Origin of the sequence: Dietzia cercidiphylli (assembly GCF_014145145.1) — a bacterium.
Taxonomy (GTDB): domain Bacteria; phylum Actinomycetota; class Actinomycetes; order Mycobacteriales; family Mycobacteriaceae; genus Dietzia; species Dietzia natronolimnaea.
Genome location: NZ_JAALEA010000211.1, coordinates 1 through 4,817, shown reverse-complemented (window position 1 = coordinate 4,817; position 4,817 = coordinate 1). Strand labels below are relative to the sequence as shown.

Genomic DNA, 4,817 nt, shown 5'->3' with positions numbered 1-4,817 from the left:
ACCCGGCGCCCCGGGAGCCGGAGCGGGCTGCGCGGGGGCGGGGGCGACGCTGGGCTGGGGGACCGCCTGCTGGGTGGCACCCGTCCCGCCGGTGTTCCCGGTCCCCGTGCCGGAGGACTCCCACTGGGACGCGCCGGCCTGGCCACCGATGTACCCGGGGGACGGGAAGCTCTCCCAGTCGGTCCCGGACAGCGCGCCGTCCATCGCCGACTTCCAGATGTCCGCGGGGAGCCCGGACCCGTACATCGTCCCGCCCCACGCGTTGAGCAACGGCTGGTTGTCGTCGGTCCCCACCCACACCGCCGTGGCGATGGACGGGGTGTAGCCCACGAACCAGGCGTCCTTGTTGTACCCGGTGTCGCCGAGCTGGGTGGTGCCGGACTTGGCCGCCGAGGGGCGTCCGCCCGCCAGCGACTTGCCGTTGGAATAGGCGGCGATCGGCTCCATCGCGGAGGTGAGGTTGTTGGCCACGTCGGCGTCCACCACCTCCTCACCCTCGGGGGCCGAGTTGTCCAGCAGGACCTCACCGTCGGCCGTCTCGACCTTCTCGATGAAGTGGGTCGGCCGGTGGACGCCCTCGGCCGCGAAGGTGGCCAGGCTCGTGGCCATGTCGCGCACCCGGATCGGGTACTGGCCCAGGATCAGGCCGTCGTAGGGGTCCTCGCCCTGCTCGGTGAGGGTCTCCCACGGCAGTCCGGGGATCTCCTTGGCGACGCCCGTGCGGTGGGCCATCTCCCGGACGTCGTTGGCGCCGTTGTTCAGCATCCGCTGCAGGCGGATGAACGAGGTGTTGAGGGACATCTTGAGCGCCATCGCGACCGAGCACGACCCACAGGACTGGCCTTGGACGTTGGTGACGGTGACGTTTCCGGTGGTCACGGGCGCCGAGGAGATCTGGGTGCCCAACCCGATCCCCTGCTCGAGGGCGGCGGCCACGCCGAAGATCTTGAAGGTGGAACCGGTCTGCAGCGGAGCGTTGGCGTAATCCCACCCCTCGGCGTCCTCGCCGCCGTAGTAGCCGATCACGCCGCCCGTGCGGGGGTTGATGGAGACCACCGCCGTCCGGTTCTCGGGCCTCTCCCCCTGCATGTTGCTGCGAGCGGCCTCGACCACGGCGTCCTGGGTGGACGGGTCGATCGTGGTGGTGATCTTGAGCCCGCGGGTGTTGAGCATCTGCTCGTCCAGGCCGGCCATCGCCAGCTCCGCCAGCACCTGACGACGGATCGCCCCGTTGGTGGGGTCGCCCACGTTCTGGTCCACCGCCTGGGGATCCTCCACGACCTGGGGGAACTCCGCCATGCCACGCTGCTGGGCGTCGATGGCCCCCATGTCGCGCATGCCGTCCATCACGTAGTTCCAGCGGCCCTCGGAGGCGGCGGCGTTGTTGAGCGGGTCCAGCGCGGACGGCGACTGGATGACCCCCGCGAGAAGCGCGCCCTCCTCCACGGTGAGGCTCTCCACCGGCTTGTTGAAGTAGGCGGTGGAGGCGGCGGCGATGCCGTACGCGCCGCGGCCGAAGTAGATGGTGTTGAGGTAGGCCCCGAGGATCTGGTCCTTGGACCACTCGTTGGTCATCTTGGCCGCGATGATGATCTCCCTGGCCTTGCGCTCGTAGGTGGGAGCGTCGCCGACCATGGTGTTCTTGACGTACTGCTGCGTGATCGTGGACCCGCCGCCGGCGCTCGACTCGCCGGTGACCTGCCCGATCACCGCGCGGCCGATGCCCGTGGGGTCGTAGCCCTCGTTGGTGTAGAAGCTGCGGTCCTCCGCGGCGATGACGGCGTTGCGCACGTGCACGGGGATGGCGTCGACCTCCACCAGGGTGCGGTTGCCCTCCGGTGGGACGATGCGCCCGATCATGGTCGTGCCGTCGTTGGTGTAGATCTCGGAGATCTGGTTGGTGGCCACGCTGCCCGGGCGGGGGATCTCGGTGCGGTTGTAGGTCACCCCGACGATCACCAGCGGGATCACCAACAGGACGACGACGACGAGGATCAGCGTCGTCCAGGCAGGGTGACGCCGGAACCAGCCGCGCCGGGGCGAGGAGTCGTCCCGATCCCCGTCAGATCTCCCACGCGTCCTGTCACTTTGCGACATCTTCTACCCTCCTGCGAGCAGCTCCGACCGGTACGGGTGACCCCCGCTGACGGTGCATTGCCGTCCATTGTGTACGAAATCGCGCTCCACTCGGAACTCACCGCACCCGGGGAGGGCTCTCAGCGGTGCCGGCGGAGGTCCCGCACCGCCCGGCGCACGCGCCTGCCCTCCCCGGAGGCCAGACCCACTTCGTAGGACTCCACCAGGTGGTTCCACGAGCAGCTGCGACACACCTCCACCACGTGCACGGTGAACGCGTCGTGGGTCAGTGCCAGCTGCTCTATCTCGTCCGCACTGCGCGCCGAGCCGGACGCCGCACCCAGGTCGTCGCCGAACACCCAGGACACCTCGGTGAGGTTCTCCTTGCGGCACACGGGGCACACGGTCCCGGTCTCCACGCCGTGGAAACTCGCCGCACGCAGCAGATAGACGTCCGCGTCGCACACCTCGCGAAGTGCCGAGACCCCCTCACGGAGATCCGCCAACACCCCTCGACGCCGCAGGGCGAAATCCACCACCCGTCGACGCCGGAGGGCGTCGCGGCCGGTGGGGTCCTCCGGTCCCGGCGGGGGGCCGGGTCGCCGGGGGCGGAAGTCGGCGTGGTCCACGGGATCAGCCTACGACTCGCGCCGGACCTCCGCGCGAGTCCGGGGCACGAGCACGGGGGGTCCGGGGCGCGAGGCCGGGGGTCCGGGGCCCGCGTCTGTCTCGATCCGTCCGCCCGATGTCACGGACGGGTATATCGGCGCGATACATCCAAAGGTGTACTCTCGGTGACCGTCGCGGAAACCCGCAGGCATGAGACGTCGAGGGGAGGGGTGTGGTGCTCGAACTGGCGATCCTGGGGCTGCTCGACGAGCGGCCCATGCACGGCTACGAGCTGCGCAAGCGCCTGTCCGAGATGCTGGGCACCGTCCGGACCGTGTCCTTCGGTTCGCTCTACCCCACCCTGCGTCGCCTCCGGCAACAGGGAGACATCGTCGAGGACGCCACCGCGGCCACCGCCACGCGTCCGCCGGCCACCGCACGACGCGGTCGCAAGACCTACCGCATCACCGCCGGGGGCAAGGAGACGTTGGCCGCCCTGCTCGACGAGCCCGGGGCCGCGTCGTTCAACGACGACGGTTTCGGCGTCCACCTGGCCTTCTTCGACCGCACCCCCGGGCCCGCCCGGGTGCGGCTCCTGGAGGGCCGGCGGCGGGTCCTCGAGGAGCGGCGCGAGGGCCAACGGGACGCGGCCACCCGGACCGGCCCGACCGAACTGCGCTACGCCCGGCAGCTCACCCTGCTCGGCCTCGAGACCAGCGAGCGCGAGCTGCGCTGGATCAACGAGCTCATCCAGACAGAGAACCCATCACAAGGAGAATCCCCATGACCGACAAGAAGGTGCGCGTCGCGATCGTCGGCGTCGGCAACTGCGCGTCCTCGCTCGTGCAGGGCGTCGAGTTCTACAAGGACGCGGCGATCGACCAGACCGTCCCCGGCCTCATGCACGTCAAGTTCGGCGACTACCACGTCCGGGACGTCGAGTTCGTCGCCGCGTTCGACGTCGACGGCAAGAAGGTCGGCATGGACCTCGCCGAGGCGATCAACGCCTCGGAGAACAACACCCTCAAGCTCTGCGACGTGCCGCCGACCGGCGTCAGCGTCCAGCGCGGACCCACCCTCGACGGGCTGGGCAAGTACTACCGCCAGACCATCGAGGAGTCCGACGCCGAGCCCGTGGACATGGTCCGGGCCCTGCGCGACGCCGAGGTCGACGTGCTGGTCAGCTACCTGCCGGTGGGATCCGAGGAGGCGGACAAGTTCTACGCCCAGTGCTGCATCGACGCCGACGTCGCCTTTGTCAACGCCCTGCCCGTCTTCATCGCCTCCGACCCCGTGTGGGCCGAGAAGTTCCGCTCCGCCGGCGTCCCGATCGTGGGCGACGACATCAAGTCGCAGGTCGGCGCCACCATCACGCACCGCGTGATGGCCAAGCTGTTCGAGGACCGCGGTGTCGCCCTGGACCGGACCTACCAGCTCAACGTGGGCGGCAACATGGACTTCAAGAACATGCTCGAGCGCGAGCGCCTGGAGTCCAAGAAGGTCTCCAAGACCCAGGCCGTGACCTCCAACCTCGAGGGCTCCCTCAAGGACAAGATCCACGACCGCAACGTGCACATCGGCCCCTCCGACTACGTGGAGTGGCTCGACGACCGCAAGTGGGCGTACGTTCGCCTCGAGGGACGCGCGTTCGGCGATGCTCCGATCAACCTCGAGTACAAGCTCGAGGTGTGGGACTCGCCCAACTCGGCCGGCATCATCATCGACGCCGTCCGGGCGGCCAAGATCGCCAAGGACCGCGGCATCGGCGGACCGATCCTGCCGGCGTCGGCGTACCTCATGAAGTCCCCGCCGGAGCAGATGGCCGACGACAAGGCCCGCGCCGAGCTCGAGGCCTTCATCATCGGAGCCTGACCCCCGCTGGAAGAACAGGAACGCATGACCCACACCGCGACGAACCGCCAGCTCTCCCCCACCGGGCGTCGCCGTGTCCCGGCAGTCATCGCACTCGCGATGGCGGCCGGGGTCGCGCTCGCCGCGTGCTCGGGGGCGGAGGAGGCAGCGGCCCCCACCTCGCCGACGACGCAGGCGACCACCTCGTCGTCGTCGACTCCCCCGTCCCCCTCGCCCGTGGCCGAGACCGCCGATCCCGTCTCCGCACCCACGGCGTCCGC

4 protein-coding genes and 1 pseudogene are annotated in these 4,817 nt (G+C 69.8%); 3 read left to right on the top strand and 2 right to left on the bottom strand.

Features of this window, described 5'->3' with window-relative positions; translation table 11 throughout:
- Together G6028_RS08185 and G6028_RS08180 are read right to left on the bottom strand one after the other, a co-directional pair.
- Positions 1–2,097: transglycosylase domain-containing protein (locus G6028_RS08185; protein WP_182658586.1), on the bottom strand; the 2,097-nt coding region annotated here is incomplete at its 3' end.
- Positions 2,098–2,216: 119 nt separating this feature from the next.
- The gene (locus G6028_RS08180; protein WP_182658587.1) at positions 2,217–2,615 is read right to left on the bottom strand and encodes a DUF5318 family protein; all 399 of its coding nucleotides are present in this window, start codon (positions 2,613–2,615) and stop codon (positions 2,217–2,219) included.
- Between the two features lie 305 nt (positions 2,616–2,920).
- Between G6028_RS08180 and G6028_RS08175 the strand changes: the two genes are divergently transcribed.
- The 3 genes and pseudogenes from G6028_RS08175 to G6028_RS08165 all read left to right on the top strand — a co-directional run.
- Positions 2,921–3,472, top strand: coding sequence for a PadR family transcriptional regulator (locus G6028_RS08175; protein ID WP_179526060.1), 552 nt, complete (start codon positions 2,921–2,923; stop codon positions 3,470–3,472).
- Positions 3,469–4,557 carry an inositol-3-phosphate synthase gene (locus G6028_RS08170; RefSeq protein WP_182610744.1) on the top strand — a complete coding sequence of 363 codons (1,089 nt, stop codon included), beginning with the start codon at positions 3,469–3,471 and terminating at the stop codon, positions 4,555–4,557. The genes G6028_RS08175 and G6028_RS08170 overlap by 4 nt, the downstream gene beginning before the upstream one ends.
- Positions 4,558–4,581: 24 nt before the next feature.
- Positions 4,582–4,817, top strand: a pseudogene (locus tag G6028_RS08165) (hypothetical protein); the annotation flags it as partial.